General features: G+C 47.1%; 14 protein-coding genes and 1 pseudogene. 3 read left to right on the top strand and 12 right to left on the bottom strand.

Going from position 1 to position 16,341, the window contains the following annotated elements; all coding sequences use genetic code 11:
* Both ACYVGO_RS20790 and treF read left to right on the top strand, forming a co-directional pair.
* A pseudogene (locus tag ACYVGO_RS20790) lies at positions 1-1,550 on the top strand (maltose alpha-D-glucosyltransferase); the annotation flags it as partial.
* A 73-nt stretch (positions 1,551-1,623) separates the two neighbouring features.
* Positions 1,624-3,249 carry an alpha,alpha-trehalase TreF gene (gene treF, locus ACYVGO_RS20785; protein ID WP_460970915.1) on the top strand — a complete coding sequence of 542 codons (1,626 nt, stop codon included), beginning with the start codon at positions 1,624-1,626 and terminating at the stop codon, positions 3,247-3,249.
* Between the two features lie 4 nt (positions 3,250-3,253).
* Here treF and ACYVGO_RS20780 read toward each other — a convergent pair whose 3' ends face one another.
* The 10 genes from ACYVGO_RS20780 to ACYVGO_RS20735 all read right to left on the bottom strand — a co-directional run bounded on the left by ACYVGO_RS20780 (position 3,254) and on the right by ACYVGO_RS20735 (position 13,345).
* Positions 3,254-4,993, bottom strand: a complete 1,740-nt coding sequence (locus tag ACYVGO_RS20780; protein ID WP_460970914.1) for an APC family permease — start codon at positions 4,991-4,993, stop codon at positions 3,254-3,256.
* Between the two features lie 40 nt (positions 4,994-5,033).
* Positions 5,034-5,903 (bottom strand): mechanosensitive ion channel family protein, encoded by an 870-nt coding sequence (locus ACYVGO_RS20775; RefSeq protein WP_460970913.1) that lies wholly within the window; start codon positions 5,901-5,903, stop codon positions 5,034-5,036.
* Between the two features lie 39 nt (positions 5,904-5,942).
* Positions 5,943-6,860 carry a universal stress protein gene (locus tag ACYVGO_RS20770; protein ID WP_460970912.1) on the bottom strand — a complete coding sequence of 306 codons (918 nt, stop codon included), beginning with the start codon at positions 6,858-6,860 and terminating at the stop codon, positions 5,943-5,945.
* 34 nt (positions 6,861-6,894) lie between these two features.
* Positions 6,895-7,806 carry a hypothetical protein gene (locus ACYVGO_RS20765; protein ID WP_460970911.1) on the bottom strand — a complete coding sequence of 304 codons (912 nt, stop codon included), beginning with the start codon at positions 7,804-7,806 and terminating at the stop codon, positions 6,895-6,897.
* A gap of 138 nt (positions 7,807-7,944) precedes the next feature.
* Positions 7,945-8,316 carry a hypothetical protein gene (locus tag ACYVGO_RS20760; protein WP_460970910.1) on the bottom strand — a complete coding sequence of 124 codons (372 nt, stop codon included), beginning with the start codon at positions 8,314-8,316 and terminating at the stop codon, positions 7,945-7,947.
* Positions 8,317-8,431: 115 nt separating this feature from the next.
* Complete coding sequence (locus ACYVGO_RS20755; RefSeq protein ID WP_460970909.1) at positions 8,432-9,355, bottom strand: universal stress protein; 924 nt, start codon at positions 9,353-9,355, stop codon at positions 8,432-8,434.
* A gap of 35 nt (positions 9,356-9,390) precedes the next feature.
* On the bottom strand, positions 9,391-10,254 hold the full coding sequence (locus ACYVGO_RS20750) for a universal stress protein (protein WP_460970908.1): 864 nt from the start codon (positions 10,252-10,254) through the stop codon (positions 9,391-9,393).
* Positions 10,255-10,387: 133 nt separating this feature from the next.
* Entirely contained in the window at positions 10,388-12,136 is a 1,749-nt protein-coding gene (locus ACYVGO_RS20745; protein WP_460970907.1) for an alpha-amylase family glycosyl hydrolase, read from the bottom strand.
* 388 nt (positions 12,137-12,524) lie between these two features.
* The gene (locus ACYVGO_RS20740; RefSeq protein WP_460970906.1) at positions 12,525-12,779 is read right to left on the bottom strand and encodes a hypothetical protein; all 255 of its coding nucleotides are present in this window, start codon (positions 12,777-12,779) and stop codon (positions 12,525-12,527) included.
* 104 nt (positions 12,780-12,883) lie between these two features.
* Positions 12,884-13,345: a sll1863 family stress response protein gene (locus tag ACYVGO_RS20735; RefSeq protein ID WP_460970905.1), complete on the bottom strand. Its 462-nt coding sequence runs from the start codon at positions 13,343-13,345 to the stop codon at positions 12,884-12,886.
* Between the two features lie 244 nt (positions 13,346-13,589).
* On the opposite strand from ACYVGO_RS20735, the gene nhaD reads away from it, so the two are divergent.
* Entirely contained in the window at positions 13,590-14,882 is a 1,293-nt protein-coding gene (gene nhaD, locus ACYVGO_RS20730) for a sodium:proton antiporter NhaD (protein WP_460970904.1), read from the top strand.
* Between the two features lie 236 nt (positions 14,883-15,118).
* Here nhaD and ACYVGO_RS20725 read toward each other — a convergent pair whose 3' ends face one another.
* Positions 15,119-15,382: a hypothetical protein gene (locus ACYVGO_RS20725; protein WP_460970903.1), complete on the bottom strand. Its 264-nt coding sequence runs from the start codon at positions 15,380-15,382 to the stop codon at positions 15,119-15,121.
* A gap of 45 nt (positions 15,383-15,427) precedes the next feature.
* Positions 15,428-16,341: sterol desaturase family protein (locus ACYVGO_RS20720; RefSeq protein WP_460970902.1), on the bottom strand; the 914-nt coding region annotated here is incomplete at its 5' end.

Below are 16,341 nucleotides of genomic sequence, written 5' to 3'. Positions count from 1 at the left end.
AAAAGCAGACCATGCGGAGCATTTCTATTCTGAATCATGCGCCACTTCTGCTCCCGGTTGGCTCGGCCTATATACTACTACTTGAGGTAACGTATGAGCGGGATTTGCCCGAAATCTTCCAGCTAATCGTTGCCTTTGCCGGTGCGTCACAGGTTGCCAGGCTTACCCACGATTACCCACAGGCTATACTGGCGAATCTGGCGCTTGGCCATGAGTCGGGAATTCTTTGCGATGGGTTGTATCTGCCTGAAGTTCAGCAGGCGCTTCTTCAGAAAATGACTGAAAAAAGCAGGCATAAAGAAGGGAATCTGGCCTTTCAGTGTACACCGTTGCTGGCCAGTTACGTTCGGGAGCACAGCGCTATAAAATCAAAATTGGCTACGTCCACTCATCATTACGTATCCATCACCTACGACCACTGTTTTCTACTGAAATTCTACCGGAAGGTAGATATGGCCATCAATCCCGATACGGAACTGACGCGTTTCCTGTCCGAAAACGCTGATTTCCCCTATGTTCCAAAATTTGCCGGAGCCATAGACATGTTTTCGGGAGGTGAGCCGATTCTGTTAGGCGTGATGCAGGAATTGGTTGCCCGGCATGGAGACGGAAAAACGTACGTACTGGAACGGATCAATAACTTTATCGAGCGTGTTCTGGCCCGCAATCAGATCCAGTTAGCGACGGCTGTTGATATCCCGCGCGGTACCTTGAGTCAACCCCTTGCCCTTACTGACTTACCCATTGAAACCCAGGAGTTGATCGGCCCGCGTGGCGCTGAACAGGCCCGGCTGCTGGGTACCCGTATCGGGCAGATGCACCGGGCACTGGCTTCTGATCATATGCATCTGGATTTTGCCCCGGAAGAATTCTCCCTGCATTACCAGCGTTCACTGTTTTCGGGTTTACAGTCGTTGGTTCGCGAAAGCTATCAAAGCCAGCAACGGAATCTACAACGTCTTCCCGACGATGTACGAGCGGATGTTGAGCAGATGCTGGGTCGAAAGGACGACGTACTGAACCTGCTGAAGCGGATTTACAGCAAAAAGCTGGACACCAGCAAAATTCGAATCCACGGCGATTTGCAGTTGGAAAAAATTCTGCTCACGGGCAAAGATATTGCCATTCAGGATTTCGGTGGCGATCCGACCCGCAGTTATAGTGAACGACGGCTGAAACGGTCGCCCCTGCGCGATGTTGCGGCCATGATTCGCTCCTTTTATTACGTAGGATACGAAGGTTTTTTGCGAACTAATCAGGTAACGGATGATGATCTGGGTCGTATTCTACCCTACGCCGAGTTCTGGGCGCATCACATGAGTGGTTTCTTTATGCATGCGTATCTGGAAACAGTTCAGGGTAGTTCGTTTATCCCAACCGACCCGGACGATCGGCAAATGATGCTGGAAACGTACCTACTCGAAAAAGCCATTACCGATTTGAATCAGGAACTCAATCACCGTCCTGATTGGGTGCGTGTTCCCTTGCAGCTTATTAAATCCATTGTCAAAGCACCCGTCCCGGTTGTTCTTGAACCGGAACTGGTGTAAGTATGACCGAAGAGATACGCCCTATCTCCGGATAGGGCGTATCTGAATAGGCCTGACCGATGAAAACAATCGTATGAAACTACCCAGAAAACTGATTTTACCCTTTATCTTCTTTTTGTTTAGCCTGACTCCCGTTGGGAGTCAGCAGGTTCTCAAAAAAAATACACCGTCCGTTGCCAGCAGCTCAATTGTCCGGAATCTGGCTGGCCCCGACGAACAGTTTGGGTACTTATTCGAGGCCGTCCAGATGAAAGCTGTTTTTCCGGACTCCAAAACCTTTGCCGATTGTACGCCCAAACTTCCACCAGAAACGATTCTGTCGAATTACGAAATGGCCCGACAGCGGAGTGATTTCAATTTGAAAGCGTTTGTGCTACAGAACTTTACGTTACCAATAAAGCCCGCGTCGGGCTATACCAGCAAAGCCGGGCAATCGGTTCAAGAGCATATTACTGATTTATGGCCCGTGCTCACCCGCCCTGCATCGCTAACGTCTAAAGCAGCTCAGCAGACCGGTTCGCTGATTCCGCTGCCAAAGTCCTACGTAGTGCCGGGCGGACGTTTTGGCGAAATTTATTACTGGGACAGCTATTTTACGATGCTGGGGTTGCGGGCATCGGGCCAGACTAGCCAGATTCGGAACATGGTCGACAATTTTGCCTACCTCATCAAAACGGTTGGTTTCATTCCCAACGGCAACCGAACCTACTTTTTAGGGCGCTCGCAGCCACCGTTTTTTTCGTTCATGGTGAACCTGCTCAGCGAACTACAGGGCCGTCGGGTGCTAATCAATTACCTGCCCCAATTGCAACAGGAATATGATTTCTGGATGGATGGGAAAGACCAGCTTACGGACCAGCACCCGGTTCACCGGCGGGTGGTTCGGCTGGCCGAAGACGTTTACCTGAACCGGTATTTCGATGATAAACAAACACCCCGCCCGGAGTCATACCGGGAAGATGTGCTACTGGCCCGACGCGCCAAAGATCCGAAACTACTGTATCAGCACCTTCGGGCCGGGGCCGAATCGGGTTGGGATTTCAGCAGCCGATGGTTGCGTGATGGTAAGAGTCTCCAAACAATCCATACAACAGATTTTATTCCGGTCGACTTGAACTCGCTGCTCGTTCATCTGGAACAAACCCTGGCCGAAGCGTACCGCCTGAAGGGCGATGATGCCCAGTCGAAAAAATACCAGCAACTGGCTCAGCAACGGCGGGAGGCCATTCAACGCTACTGCTGGAACGCAAAAAGTCAGTTCTATTTCGATTATGATTTTGTGGCCCGAAAGCCGTCGACGGTTTATTCACTAGCGGCTGTTTATCCGCTTTTTGTAAAAATAGCGACGCCTGTTCAGTCAATGGCTGTGGCCCGAAAACTGGAGCAATCCTTTCTGAAACCCGGCGGTTTAACCACTACGCTCGTCCGCTCCGGCGAACAGTGGGACGCACCTAACGGCTGGGCTCCCTTGCAGTGGTTAGCTATTCGGGGTTTGCGGGACTACAGACAAATACCTTTAGCCAATAAGATCAAAACGAATTGGGTAAACGAAAATCTGCGGGTGTACAAAGCCAGCGGTAAGATGGTCGAAAAGTACGACGTGATCAATACAGCCACGGCCAAAGGGGGCGAATATCCCAATCAGGACGGTTTCGGCTGGACAAACGGGGTGTTGCTGAAGCTACTGCGTGAGAAATAATCCATCAAATAATCAGCCTCACTCCACCCAGTTCCTCAACGCGGTACTGGAATCGCTGCCCGGGGGAACCGATGAACATGAAGTTGGTTGGAATCTGCCATTTGGTGGATAACTCCTGGATTAATTCGGGACCGAAATTGCCATTTATTCGCTCGTAGGCAACATCAATTTCAGGGTAGGCCCGGTCGAGGGTTTCGATGTCGCGGTGCAGGTGTTCCGGTGCCTTGAAGTGCTCGTTCTCAACTGTAACGATGCGCAGCCGATTGGTTTCTTCATTACTTTGAATATAAATCATCACCTGGTTGAGCGAGGCTATATCATCACCTTTCGAAAAGAAGACAAACTCCTGCCCGTTTATTTCGTCGATGGTCTCGTTGGTCCAGCGTGTAAAGCGTTCAATGACTTTTTTGAGGGGATTGAAAAAGTAGAGAATAACCGATAGTAACCCAGTCAGAATCAACGACCTGTCCATCATCATTAAGGCAATTAAAAACGTAGGGATAAAGTATTCAAAAAAGACCCAGAGGTATTTGGGGTTTAGCATGACGTTCCCCCATAATGCCATACTGACTGCAAGCAGAGCCAACAGAACCGAGCTAATAGGCGCTTTCTCGGGTCGAGGCAAGCGTTTCCGGCGGAGTTTGAGCAATAGATTGCCAATACCAAACAGCCCCATAACTGACAGGAACGAAATAGTATACACACCCGCCAGTGCCTTAAGATTCCCGCTTGTACTGAACAGAATAGCCACGCAAAGCACAAAAAACAGCAATAGAATGTAATACGGTGCCTGTCGGCCATTTTCTTTTAGAAAAAACTGCGGAAAAATTCGGTCCAGCGTCATTCGTTTCATCAGGCCACTAACGCCCACAAACGAAGTCAGCACGGCACCGCACAATACAAGAATGGCATCAAACGATACCAGGTACGAAAGCCATTGCCCACCTGAACGTTCACCCATAAACGCCAGTAAAGAAGCCTCATGGTTATTCACCTCGCCAATGGGCATAATGCTCAGGGCCAACAGCGCAATCAGGGGGTTAAACACCGTCACGATAATCCACATGTTGCGTAGTGTTTTGGGAAAGATGCCTTTGCCCTGTTCTTCGACGTAGTTAGCTGAGCTTTCGAAACCCGAAATCCCCAGCATGGCCGCTGCAAAGCCCGCGAAAAGCTGAAACGTAACACTATGCTCGGATTTCGTAGCGAAATTGACCGAAAACTGACTCAGCCCATGGGTTAGCACATGCCAGCCACAAACCCCGCACAATACAACCAGTGTAGCCAGGTGTATAATGAAAATGACGATAGCCGCCTTCGACGACTCTTTGAGGCCGAGTAAATTAAGCAGAAAAAACAGCAGCAAAAGCCCAACCGTCCCCAGCATTATGGGGATGGAGGGCGTGAAGGCAACAGCATAATGAATGGCTTCATTAGCCGAAATCACACTCGTGGCCACGTACGAGAGTATGGTAAGGCAGGCCGCCAGCGAAGCCGCCGACTTGTTGGCCGAGTTGAGCAATACGTTGTAAGCCCCCCCGTTAAGCGGTAAAGCGCCTACCACCTCGCCGTAAATCTTCCGAAACAGAAACAACGTACCGCCCACCAGGAGCAAGGAAATCCAGGCGTACTGACCGGCGTATAAAATACTCAGTGCCGAAACGTAAAGGCAGGAAGAACTAATGTCGTTTCCGCAAATGGCTGTTGCGGGCAATTCACTGAGTTTGGTATGCTGCGTATTCATCAGTAACGCGGGCTAGTATCGCGTCGAAGGTAAAGTAATCTTACACACGTTCATACTTTTTGGGTCTTGTCGTAGTCAATTCATTGCGAAACCAGACTTCCTGTTGCGGGAATGGAATCGTAATATTGTTTAGGCGAAACAAATCATCGATCCGAAAACGCAGATCGCTTTTTACCATTTCTATTCGCAGAAACTCCATGCTGTAAAAGAAGAGCTTGAAATCCAGCGAAGAGGCCCCAAATTCACGAAACTGCACCGTTGCTTCAGGGCATTTCAAAATTTTACGATGTTCTTTGGCCGCTTTAAGTAAAAGCTCTTTCACCAACGACAAATCGCTCCCATAGGCTACGCCAACATCGATATGAAACCGGGTTGGCCGGTCGTTATGGGACCAGTTGATGACGATATCTTCCACAAGTTTTGAATTGGGCACAATCTTGACGATTTCGTCGCGGGTTTCCACTTTCGATGTGCGAATGCCAATTTCCTTAACCATCACAATCGTGTCGTCTATCACCACCATATCATCTACTTTAACGGTTCCTTCAATCAAGAGAATTATGCCGGAAAAGAGGTCTTTGAAGGTTTGCTGCAACCCTAGTCCAATACCAACCAGAAGCGCGGCTGCCCCTGCCAGAACTACCGACAGTTGAATGCCCAACGCCTGAAGGGAAAGCACAATCGTGACTGGATACACAACGTATTTAACCAACTGCGTGATTGCATATTGATGACCGACCGTTACGTTTCGACGTTTGAAAAAAAGCCGTAGTACGTACTGTTTCACGCCGTACATGAATAACCAGGCCAGCAACAAAACGAGCGCCGATGAACAAACATCGGCGACCGTTAGGGTAAATGATTTAAGGTGAATCAGTTCAACGTTCAAGAACTCATGTAAAGGTTTCATCGTATAGTGTAGTCTGTTATAACGGAATGGAACGATACGTTAAGCAGTCATTGGAAACAGAGGTGCAGATGACTCTTTGACTGACTGGCTACGCGCAGATACGGCTGTTTGGGGTTTAACCGATAAGACCGGCATGGTAGCCCGACTGATTATCTGCTTGAAAAAAGGCCCTGTAAATAATTGCCGAACGTTGGCCCCAGGATCGACCGTTATGACGATGAGGTCTGCTTTATGATCTTTGGCTTGTTGCAGTACGGTATTCACAGCGGAATCAGTTTCGGATAGTACAATGTCCGCTTCTATAGCATCGTCTGTAATCCAGTTATTGAGCATTGCCAGATTAATATAAAGAGCTTTACCTTGTGATGAATTGTACCCATTAAACAAGCCGAGTACGGTCAGATGGGCATTGTTTTTACGAACAATTGTGCTGATATAGTCATACTTAGTCTCTATTCCCGGCAAAGGTCTGATTGGGAAAAGTATATGCTGGAAATCGTTCACACAGGCATGTTCGGGTACGGTCATAACTGGGCAAGGCGCATGTTTAATTACATAATAAGCCTCTGAGCCAATCATATATTGCAGGAGGCCGGAGGGGCTGGGCTTACTCATCACAATCAGATCAGCCTTAAAATCGGTAGCCGCATCGACAATCCGGGCCGCTAGTCCACCTGTTCGGCATTCAACGCTATAGGAAAAGACCTGGTCGCTCAAGGTAGCGCTTGCCCATTGTTGTAGCCGCTGGGTGTCGGTTTTAATAGCCTCTTCGCGAGGCACAGAAACCGACAGGCTGTCGATTGGCACAAAGGTGTATTGCTCAGGATTAATCACATGCAACAGCCTGATTTCGGCTTTGTGCCGCTGGCTCATAGCGATAGCCAGACGGATGATTTCCAGAGATAAGTTGTCCGGATCAACCGGAACCAGAATTCGATTTATGGTTTGGGTTTTCATAGGTATACAGGTTTAGGTGAAATCCAGATTTCTATTAGAAGAACCAGAAGCTATCGCGAAGACCGAACTCGGTTGAACCCAGGTAACTGTCTTTGGTGTAGATTTTGACCTGATAAAAGCCCGGTTCTACTTTACTGGCAGGCTCATAGTCGATGGTGACCTGTTGTGGATTATTCGATAAATCGACCGCCTTAACGGCATGAACGGGCACCTGAAGAGCAGACTCACCCACATGGATCGTTTCGGTACGTAAAGCGCCATCAACCGGGTTGTTTTTAAGGTCGGTGATACTAAGGTAAATCGTCTCGTTTCCCTCTGACTTCAGAACCGAAGGCAATGTAAACGAAATCTGAAGTTTCTTGATCTTTTTCGCTTTGGCAGTCAGTTTGTCGTTTGGTTTTATCACATCGACCCGGAAATTATCGACCGTAACGAGTGCCTTCATGGCGGCTAATTCGGTGTCAAGGGTATGGATTTTGCGTTCTAAAGTCGTCGTTGTATTTTTCAAACTGGTGTTATCAGCCAACGATTGCTGGTTTTGGTTTTTTACCTGCGTCAGTTCGGCTTGCAACTCGTTGCGTACGCCTTCCAATTGGGTAAGCTGTGCATGAAGTTGGGATACGCTGGTTGCGTTTTGACGACGAATTTTACTGAGCAGATTGTCTTTAACCTGAAGTTTGTTCTGCACGGATTCGACACGCGCTTCCAACTGTTCGTTCTGCGTATTGGCTTCGGAAAGCTGGGCATTCAGGTCGTTGCTGATTTGTTTGACGTTCCGCTCAAGATCAAATTTTACCGATAGGAGCGAATCGGCTTTCAGCTCTGATTTATTTTTCTCCTTAATCAAATTGCCACTTTTGTTCCAGTAATAGATACTACTACCCAGTAAAAGCGCGGCTAATACCGAAAGCCATATGGCGGCTGTGTTTGTCTGTTTATAGTCCATGATAGTATAATTTTTATGTAAAACATAACTATTTATACTATAAATTTATCACCACCACCTTAAGGATTGCTTAACGAGAAATTAGAAATTGCTTAGTAACGACGTTCCTTATCAGTCTAAATTCGGCTTAGAAGCTGTTTATTTATCGTCGGCCTTCACCAACCATTTGTCCATTTGCTTAGGAATCCTGCAACTGACCCTCGTTTTTTGCCTGACTTCAGGAGCTTCCTCAAACCAGCCCCACTCTTCTAGTCGGGCTAAAAAGACGTCAACCAGAAACCGTTTCCTTAGGGGGTTCGCTCTGTCCAGCAGGGGTTTAATGATGAGTGGATTGGCCACTATATAAACCTGGCAGGGGTGCCCGATTGGACCGAATTCTTCCGCTTCTAATCGGTAGGGTAAACCGTATATAAATCTGGGGGGCTTCTGAACCCATTGGTCAGATCCCAATTGACGGAAGTTTTGACGGGATGGATTTTCGTACAGATGAAATCGAATCAGATAGTTCATGATGCGTATGGAGTAGAACTAAAGCCAGAAATGCCAAAAAATAGGATAAGCTATAACCCGCTTACAGTGGTTAAACAACGGAGCCAGCCAAGGCTTTCTGAGGATTGAGGGGCGGTTATGCCGGACTAAATGCTGACGTTATTGCCTGAAATAGACCGTCTGCGGGTTGTTGCAGTGCTCCAGCAATAGGTTGCGGTCTGATTGCCAAAACAGGCACTTTAGCGTGATTGACAATCTGCTCAACAAACGGGCCGAATAAAGAAAACTTACTGGCCGTGTCGATGTCGGAGGTGATAATGATCAGGTCGGCCTGTAGTTCACTTGCTTTTTGGTGTATCGTATACGGAACTGAATCTGTTGCCAGCAAAAGCATATCGCCGTTGATTTCGTCATGTGTTAACCGATTTTTCAACGTTGAGAGAACGCTCGTTAAGATTTCATTTTTCAGCTCATCATAGCGGTCGAGTAAACCCAGAACGGTCACGTGTGCGTTGTTTTTAAGACTAATTATCCGCGCAAGGTCATATTTGTCGGTAGTGCCCGGAATTGGCCGAACCGGGAAGATAATTTCCCGGAAACTGGTCCATTTTTGGTGATTAGGAACCGTCATTACGGGGCAAGCGGCTACCTTAACAACCCGGTACGCTTCCAGCCCCATAAAATAAGAGCGTAAGCCAGACGTACCATGTGTGCCGATCACGATCAGATCAGCGCCAAAGTCAGTAGCTGCCTCCACAATTTTATCGCAAACTATACCTATTCTGTGTTCAAATGAACAAGAAATGGAATGTGTCGAAGAGGTGGTTTCGGCGAGTTGCTTTAGCCGTTGGATTTCTTTCTCAACCGTTGATGTAGTTGAATCCGTCAATAAATTGCTGTCTGCCCAGGCATAGTCATCCTGAAATGAAGTCAGGACGTGGATCAGCCGTATTTCGGCATTATGACGTTGCGCCATAGCCACGGCTAAGTCTAAGGCATTAAGCGAAGTTTGGCTGTAATCAATGGGAACGAGTAGTTTTTTTACGATTAAATTTTCCATGGTTGTTGGGATTTAAGAGGTGAAATAAAAGGGGGTTAATTCGCCAGTTGGGGAGATTGTCTGATGGATAAGACTGGTACTTTGGCATGATTGACAACCTGCTGGGCAAAAGGCCCCACAAAAAAATCCTGAATTTTATAATCGAGCGTAGCTGTAATAATGACTAGATCGACATTTCGGGTGCGCGTCTTTTCTACGATCTTTTGCGCCATCGAGTCGCAATAGTAATAGTGCATTTGCACCTTAACCTCATCTTCATCAAGGACTTTCACGAGCCGGGCTGCATCCTCCTGAAGCGCATCAGGGCTGTATTTCTCTTTGTATTCGATCAGGCCCATCACAATTAGCTCCGCATTATTTTTAAGAATTAGTTGACGGGCCAGATCGTATTTAGATAAGGCATCGGCAACGGGTCGGATCGGGAAGAGAATTTTTTTGAAACTCTCCCATTTACGATAATGAGGTATTGTCAAAACAGGGCAGGGAGCGTGTTTCAGGACAGCGTACGCAGTAGAGCCAATAAAAAACTCCCGTAAACCGGAAGCTCCGTGCTTACCCATCACAATTAAATCGGCCTGTAATTTGGTGGCTTCGTCAACAATTGACGGGTATACCGCTCCTAAAACGACCACGGCTTTGCACTCAATGGCATGTTCATCTCGTACATTTTGGGCAAGCATGTCTAAACTTTGCTGATTGGATGCGACGTGATCGCCAAAGGCTACATCCAACATGGCTGACCCTGTAGAACCCATAATCCCATTTATACTAACTATGTGCAACAACTGGAGCTGGGCCTGCTGGCGTTTGGCCATTGCAATGGCCGTGTCGAGCGCATTGATCGAAGCGTCACTGTAATCAATGGGAACTAATATATTCTGTAGGTTAGCGTTAAGCATAGTTGTACGGATTTGCAAGGAATTGGAACAGGATTTGGGTACTGAATCCAAGTTCCGACGCAATGCTTAACAACTGCTTAGTATCAACTTAGAATTTGATTAGAATTGTCTGTATGATGAAACCTTGTTATTACTAAGAAAGTGCTTTATAAACCACGATCGATTCGGGCTGTAGAATGAGCGTGTCCTCATCCGAGAGAAAGTCAAGGGAAGCTACAGGACCGCTCCAAAGCGGGTCGGCCGAATCGAGTAATTTCTGCCAGTCTTTACCTAGAGTTGGTAACGTAATTGGCTGATCTTGTCGGGAAAAATTCATCAGGGAAAGCACATGATTGTCTCTACACCAGCGGTGAAGGATCATCGTCTGCTGGTCTTGCCGGTGATTGATTTCTACCTGCTTTGGATTCAGATGGTAGAGTGCCGGTTGTGATCGGCGTAAGGCGGTAAGGGCCTGATAATAGTGGTAGAGAGTTTTATTGGGAACCTGCTTCAGCAATTCCCACGAAAGGGGCTTATGATCGGTCAACAGAGCTGCTTTATCTGTAGCCTGAACGACCGAGAACGCACTGGTTTGTAATGATTCCGAAAACGGATTCGTAGCCCCCCACTCTTCGCCCATGAAAATAGTCGGAATATAGGGGCTAACCATAATGGAGCCAGCCGTAAGTTTTAACAATTCAAAGCTAATGATTGCTTCTTCTTCAGGTAATTCGTGATGACCCGTCTGCTTATAATGTTGGGAAACCGTAAGTAAAGGCGCTACAGGCGCAGTTTTTGCCTGTCGTTCAAACAGTTCCTCAAGAATTGACGAAAATTGGGCATCATATGCAAAATTCTCCCGGTAGGTTTTTGCCTGGTGACCACCGCTTCTGTCGGTGAGGTAGTAACTCCGGCAATCGTCGTCGGTCGTTGCTAACGGGCCATTACCAACTTGCTGATTCGTTGGGCTATACATGGGTATTTCGGCCAAACCCTGTTCAATAAGCAGGTAGTACTGACGACCCGTTAGAGCTGTCAATTTATTGGTGTGTTCCCGAATTTCCTGCAACAAACGCTCAGAATCACTAAGGGAATGCCCTACATCCAGGCGAATAGCGTCGGCATGAAAATCACGGAACCACATCAAAGTATTCTCAATCAGGTAACGCCGATATGCATCCTGCTGGCTAGTAGTGAATTGAGTGGCTTTAGCCTGGCTGGTACTTTGTTTTCTGGGAATATACGTGCTGATATCCCGATGACTGATTGCCCCCGGATCAATAGAATTTGGAATTATATCCAGAATGACCGCAATGCCCTCATAATGACAGGCATTGATCAGTTGTTGCAACTGGGCAGGGCCTCCATACGACGCCTGTACGGCATAAATAAACGATTCCTTATGTGTCTGGTTTTTTGACTCCGGAAAAGGCGCAACGGGCCTGATAACAAGCGCGTTGATGCCTAGTTTTTTTAAATGGCCCAGTTTGCTGATGATCGCCTGGAGCGTGCCATCGGGCGTAAAAGTGTGAATGTCGAGTTCATAAATAATGTACTCATCAAGGGGGGGATTAATCCAGCAGGAATCTTCCCAGTAGAATTTGTTTGTATCTACCGCCTGAGAAGGGCCATATACACCCTGAGGTTGCAACAGCGATGCCGGATCAGTATATTCCTTCTCGTTGTCGAGCACAAATGTATACAAATCGCCAGGTTTGATTTGGTCAGTCTCCAACTGCCAATAGCCTGAATGATCGTTTGTTAAAGGAATGTGTGTAGCCTGATTATTGATTGCTACCGCCACCTGTTTGGCCAGCGGAGCCCATAGAACTACAGTTGCCTGCTGTTCAGTGGGGAAGGTAATACCAAGGGTTCGTCTGTTTATATCGAGCTGATTCATCATCGGGTTTATACGTAGATGCGATAAGCAGGCAGGGCTATTAATAGTAGCTCAACCAGTAAAATTGAATCGCGCGTTGATCATTACGTACGATTAATACCGTAGAAATTCCCGGATGTCAATCCGTTTTCGGATCATCCGGGCAAGCTTCCAGGCTTGAAAACCTGATACTGCTACAGCTACAACTGATAGTGTAAGAAGCGATCCTGTAAGACGAGTTATCATAGGGCTGCCGTTGCATGAAGTTGATATAAACCAAAGAACGCAGGGGCAACTTAGAATCACCTTAAGCAACTATTAGAAAGTCCTTAGAGAATAGATTGAATGAATTGAAGATGCTTAATCCCGCCATCGGGCTTTTTCTGTGCATCCTGACAGATACTTAACTCATTTACTCCCGGGTAAGCGACTCAAAATGGTGTGGGTTTACATAGACTAATGAATTGTCTATCAAGCGCACCTGTTGCCAGAGGGGTCCACTGCCAAACAAATCATCATGAAACCAGACAGTTTCTCCTTTGTGGAGTATGCCTTTGCCCGAACGGGTTGGGTTAGCTGGGTCATTAATCCATTCTGCATCCTGTATGGCCTGGCTGGGATGATTAAATGCACTAAGTGGGCGTGAAAAATGACAGTTCGTTTCCATAACTTGTTATCGTTTTTAGTTTCACGTTACCCAGGCCAGCTTGCCAGGGCTTGGTGAGGTGGCCGAAGAGAAAGCCGTGAGGGTAAACTTGAGCGCGGTCTTAGTTAGCGATTATTGAGCTGATCACCAGCATTCTCGAAGGAATCACCAAGTGTACGCCCTGCTTTCTTAAACCCTGCTTTTATCTCCTGCCAAACATCTTCTGTTGCGTTTTTGGCAATGTCGATATCCTTTGCCAGATCCCGATGTTCTTTTTCTAATTCAGCCAATTGCCGTTTAAGTGTCTTGCTTGTTTTATTACTTTGATGATTTATTCGATCTTTTAGTTGGTCGATTTCCTGATCAAGTTCTTCCTGCTCTTGCTCCAGATCGGCAACGACTTCATCGCGTTCTTCCCGGAAACCAGCCGTTGTCTCTTCTGCTTCAACAGAATCTCCGGTTTTTGCCATTGCGTTTTCCGTTTGGGATTGGTCGGAATGGCTATCACAAGCCTGAACGAAAACAACGGTTAGACCCATCAGTACAGTAGCCACCAATAGTCGAATTGAAAGTGTAGTTAGTTTCATGGTATCCGTATGATTGGTATAAATACGACTCAAAGCACCCGCATTTTGCTTAGAAGGGACTTAAGCAGATCTTAGAAAATCCTTAGAATAGTAGGTTTGGGTCGACAAATAGGCCCTCTGTGCGTATGTTAGCGGTCGTGAACCTGGCCTAACGCGTAGCAATAGAACAAGCTGTGAGTCTACTGACCACAGAATTTTAAGTGGCGGCCTTGGTCTTAATCTCCTCGTTTTCGTCCATAGACTCATGACATCAATTATCCTGGTCTTTATTGTTGGGTATGTCTTAATTACCCTTGAACACCCCATTCATTTTAGCAAAACGGCCACGGCGCTGATTTCCGGCGTTCTTTGCTGGACGATCTATATTCTTTCTGTTCAGCAACCAGAGCCCGTTTTAGATCAATTAGGGCACCATCTTAGCGACATTGCCCAAATCCTTTTTTTCTTACTGGGTGCGATGACCATTGTAGAGCTCATCGATATTCACGATGGATTCACCCTGATCACCGACCGCGTTGCCACGCGAAATCCCAAGGTATTGTTGTGGCTCATCGGAACACTGACCTTTGTTTTATCGGCCTTGCTGGACAATCTGGCCTGCGCAATAGTCATGGTGTCTGTTACGAGAAAGCTAGTCAGAAATCCAGAACAGCGTCGGTTGATGGCTGGGATGATCATTATTGCCGCTAACGCTGGTGGAGCCTGGTCACCCATTGGCGATGTTACGACGACGATGCTCTGGATAGGGGGCAGGATTACCACCGAGCGCATAATTGGGCAGTTGTTTCTTCCCAGCCTGGTCTCGTTACTGATTCCTCTGATTGGATTAACGTTTTGGATTCAGCCACCAGCAGAAGCTGAAGACGTAACCGGTAAACGGGGTATTAGCCGTCCTTATGTTACGCCCCAGCACCGGCGTGACCGGCGAATAATGTTTGCCGCTGGCTTGAGCGCGATTTTGATGGTGCCCGTAATGAAGACAATCACGCATTTACCTCCCTACATGGCGATGATGCTGGCTTTAGGCGTCGTGTGGGGAATATCGGAAATTATTCATGCCGATAAAGACGAGCAGGACCGCAAGCGCTACACGGCAGCCTATGCCCTGAGCAAGGTGGACATTCCCAGCATTTTATTTTTTCTGGGTATTCTCCTGGCGGTAAGCGCTCTGGAAGCAACGGAAACGTTAAAGACAGTAGCTGTTTGGTTGAATCAAACCATTGGTAATGTGGATGTAATTGTCCTCATTGTTGGAGTAGCATCTGCCATTGTTGATAATGTTCCTATTGTGGCAGCTGTCATGGGCATGTATGATCTAAGCCTGTATCCACCTGATGCCAAGTTATGGGAATTATTAGCCTATTGTGCAGGAACAGGCGGCAGTTTGCTAGTCATTGGCTCAGCAGCTGGTGTGGCCGTTATGGGTATGGAACGGTTAGAATTTGGCTGGTACCTCCGGCGAATAAGTGGCTTGGCGCTGCTGGGCTATATTGCTGGTGCAATGACCTATCTAGCGATGTATTCGCTAATATACTAGCCTACTAAGAAGGCTATCTGAGTTTATTAATAAGAATCAGCGCCAGCCGCCTATTTTTTTAAAAGCGGGTTAATTACCGTACAAGTTTAGTGGTACTTACCCTCGACCCTTAAAAGGAGTTTAAGCTTGTTAGAATCGACCTAAGCTCCCTTTAGGGGTTGGGGTTAAATAAGCCATAAACAAAAGACTTACATTACAATTTATTGCGTTTTGACGTCAAATGGTCTATTTCCAATCTAATCATACGCGGGTTTATCAATGCTCGGCTTGTTGTCTGAATTGCGATTCGGATTCATAACCCGCACATTTTCGCCTGGCTCATCGGGGCCATCCATGTACTTATCCGTCAGTTCCTGATTGGGAAGTTTCTCGTCGGGTAAATCGCCGACAGGTTGTTCGGTACTTATCCCACTGTGTCCTTCCGCCGATTGGTTTTCCAGCCCATTGGGCGAAATGGCCTGTTTGGCCCGGATGATATCTTCTCTGTCTTCGCTTTCCATATCGTGATCGAATTGTTTAAATGTGTATTGATAGTAATCTGTTCGTTATACCGCCCGTTCAACTAATTCATCCTCCGAAACGGTCTCTACGTTGACAAGCTCCTGTTTTTTTTGTGAAACGGCAATGGGACTTCCATAAAGATAAAAGAGCTTCTGTCGAAGGCCACGAGCTTTTCTCACGTCATTCACCATGTCAATGAACTCGTGAAAATTGATGTGGATTGGATTCGCTTTATTGCCAATATTCGTCGTGATACCGTAGATCGGCGCTTCTTCTTCAGGCTGGTAGGTTCCCAGCAGCCGATCCCAAATAATAAACGTAGCCCCGTAATTTTTATCGATGTACTTCTCCTGCGATCCATGATGTACCCGATGGTTAGACGGAGTGGCGAATATAAACTCGACCCAATTCGGCAACCGACGGATGTACTCGGTGTGCACCCAAAACTGGAACAGGACGGCTACCTGGCTAACCGTAAAGAAAATGATGGGGTGAAAGCCGATCAGGGCTACGGGTAGAAAAAAAATAACCTTTAAGTTCTGAATCCAGCTCAGACGGAATGAAACCGTCAGATTGTAATGCTCACTGGAATGATGAACCACATGGGTTGTCCACCAGAATCGACGTTCATGCGAAATGCGGTGCGCCCAATAACTAAAAAAGTCAAAGATGAGGTAACAGGGAATAAACGTCCACCACTGAAGCGACATGCGCCAGGGAAGCAGGTTGTAAAGCCAGACGACCCCATACAGCAGGCCGAGTTTCAGACTGGTTCCAATCACAACTGAGCCTAAACCCACTAAAATGGACCCAATCGTTTCCTGTTTATTATAATAGGGCTTCTCCTGTAAATGCGTAATCAGAATTTCTATTCCGGTCAGTAAAAACATGACCGGTGCTGCCCAGACGATAAGGTCTGGTGCCGCTTTTTCGACGGTCCACAGTCGCTCTAAAGGGA

The sequence above is a fragment of the Spirosoma migulaei genome (assembly GCF_054776855.1).
This window is presented reverse-complemented; position numbering and strand designations above follow the sequence as displayed.

Coding starts and splice junctions, on each gene's coding strand:
- treF (WP_460970915.1), top strand. CDS start 1,624: ATGAAACTACCCAGAAAACTGATTTTACCCTTTATCTTCTTTTTGTTT.
- ACYVGO_RS20780 (WP_460970914.1), bottom strand. CDS start 4,993: ATGAATACGCAGCATACCAAACTCAGTGAATTGCCCGCAACAGCCATT.
- ACYVGO_RS20775 (WP_460970913.1), bottom strand. CDS start 5,903: ATGAAACCTTTACATGAGTTCTTGAACGTTGAACTGATTCACCTTAAA.
- ACYVGO_RS20770 (WP_460970912.1), bottom strand. CDS start 6,860: ATGAAAACCCAAACCATAAATCGAATTCTGGTTCCGGTTGATCCGGAC.
- ACYVGO_RS20765 (WP_460970911.1), bottom strand. CDS start 7,806: ATGGACTATAAACAGACAAACACAGCCGCCATATGGCTTTCGGTATTA.
- ACYVGO_RS20760 (WP_460970910.1), bottom strand. CDS start 8,316: ATGAACTATCTGATTCGATTTCATCTGTACGAAAATCCATCCCGTCAA.
- ACYVGO_RS20755 (WP_460970909.1), bottom strand. CDS start 9,355: ATGGAAAATTTAATCGTAAAAAAACTACTCGTTCCCATTGATTACAGC.
- ACYVGO_RS20750 (WP_460970908.1), bottom strand. CDS start 10,254: ATGCTTAACGCTAACCTACAGAATATATTAGTTCCCATTGATTACAGT.
- ACYVGO_RS20745 (WP_460970907.1), bottom strand. CDS start 12,136: ATGATGAATCAGCTCGATATAAACAGACGAACCCTTGGTATTACCTTC.
- ACYVGO_RS20740 (WP_460970906.1), bottom strand. CDS start 12,779: ATGGAAACGAACTGTCATTTTTCACGCCCACTTAGTGCATTTAATCAT.
- ACYVGO_RS20735 (WP_460970905.1), bottom strand. CDS start 13,345: ATGAAACTAACTACACTTTCAATTCGACTATTGGTGGCTACTGTACTG.
- nhaD (WP_460970904.1), top strand. CDS start 13,590: ATGACATCAATTATCCTGGTCTTTATTGTTGGGTATGTCTTAATTACC.
- ACYVGO_RS20725 (WP_460970903.1), bottom strand. CDS start 15,382: ATGGAAAGCGAAGACAGAGAAGATATCATCCGGGCCAAACAGGCCATT.